This window comes from Moheibacter sediminis (genome assembly GCF_900176425.1).
Classification (GTDB): domain Bacteria; phylum Bacteroidota; class Bacteroidia; order Flavobacteriales; family Weeksellaceae; genus Moheibacter; species Moheibacter sediminis.
Window position 1 is genome coordinate 1 of record NZ_FWXS01000023.1, and the last position, 1,596, is coordinate 1,596.

The window sequence follows — 1,596 nt, forward strand, 5'->3', positions numbered from 1 at the left end:
AGGACTCAGTTAAATCAAACTCGGCATTTCCTGAAAAATCCAAACATTCTTCCAACTCAGCATCAAAAGCAACCGGTAAGGGATGGATCGTGATTATTTCTTCGGTGGTATAAGGGATTCCGCCAATGGTTAATTGCAACTTTAGTGTATAGGTTCCAGGCTCATAAGTGTGTACAGGGTTTTCTAAACTTGATGTGGTCCCGTCTCCAAAGTCCCAAAGAATGCTATCTATTTCACCCCCGTTGTGGCAGTAAGTGAAGTTTAATTCCTGCTTGCAATATTCTCCTAAATTATTTATTCCATTAATCATAATTCCTGCATAAAACAAGGAAGTAATGAATGGCGGAAGCCCATGTGTTGAGCTTCTTCCAGCTAAATAGACGCCATTTATAACATAATCAGGATGAGCGCCTGTTCCATTATTATAAACCTCATTTGGGTTGTTGATTACAGCCAGATATTCGCTCCATCGAACATGGTAAATTTTATTGTTCAAGCCTAATTGCAAAGCGCCGGACACAACTCCATCCCAAGAATCAATGATGTATCGGGAGTTCACAATTGAAATATTGGTTAAATCATATTGTTCTAGTAAATTCTTGGTTCCGCTTGTATTGTCTGCTTCGCAAGTGGCGTACAAAACATTGTTATCCGGAGAGAATTCCACACCATAATACCTTCTTTTATTGGCTTGATTTGGTGTATAAATTAACTGTTCATTGCTTACTGTTCCACTAGAATTATCAAAATCATACAACCCTAAACCTCCAACATTATTATAAAAATCTCTATGTGCAACAGCAAGCTTTTTTCCATTTGGAGATAACTTAATATGACCTGCTCCTTGTATCGGGAAATAACTTTGAATACCTATTGTTGAAATTACAGGCTGTAAACTCACGCCTGCAGAAGTTACGGAAAAAGCATAAAAGCTGCCTATAAAATGAGTTAAAACCCAATATCCTGAACAACCCGCTATCGTTGCTGCCGTAAGTTTTTCTGATCCGCCCATACCCGTCAAAGACATTAAAAAAGTATTTTTTTCTATGACGGCTCCATTTCCTCCATCTTGTGACATATCTACTACATTGTAACGCAAGCCATTGGAATTCCAAATCGTGAAAATGTAGTAAATATCGGGTGAATCAGGTTTTGGAATAATGATTGCCGACTGCGTACTGGATTCATGCCCCATCAAACCTGTTCCGCCAACCATGATGGAATGATTTCTATTATAAACGGTCTGGCCATCGGTATAAAAAATTAAATTGCCATCGTTGTCAGAATAAGTGGTGGAACCTTCTACTGTATTGATTTGCCCGTCAGTTACAGCGACTGGAGAACCCGAAGAAAAATCCAATCCTGCATTTTGCCCAAAATACCAATGGGCGGTTTGCAATTGTGCTTGAAGCCCAAATGAAAGGAGGATGAATATGATTTTGTATATGTTTCTCATGTATAAAGTGTGTGTATGTGGTGAAAACTAACAATCTCATTTTTTCATAAAATCCCGACAGGATAAAATCCTGCCGGGAAAGTGAATATTCGATCTTAATTATCTGAACTCAAAAATTAAATCTGAAACAAAATATTCAC

General features: G+C 38.0%; 1 protein-coding gene. It reads right to left on the minus strand.

What is annotated here, in order from left to right; translation table 11 throughout:
- Positions 1–1,456, minus strand: a 1,456-nt coding sequence (locus B8977_RS14940) for a PKD domain-containing protein (protein WP_084019075.1), incomplete at its 3' end; no start/stop codon positions are given.
- Between the last annotated feature and the right edge of the window lie 140 nt (positions 1,457–1,596).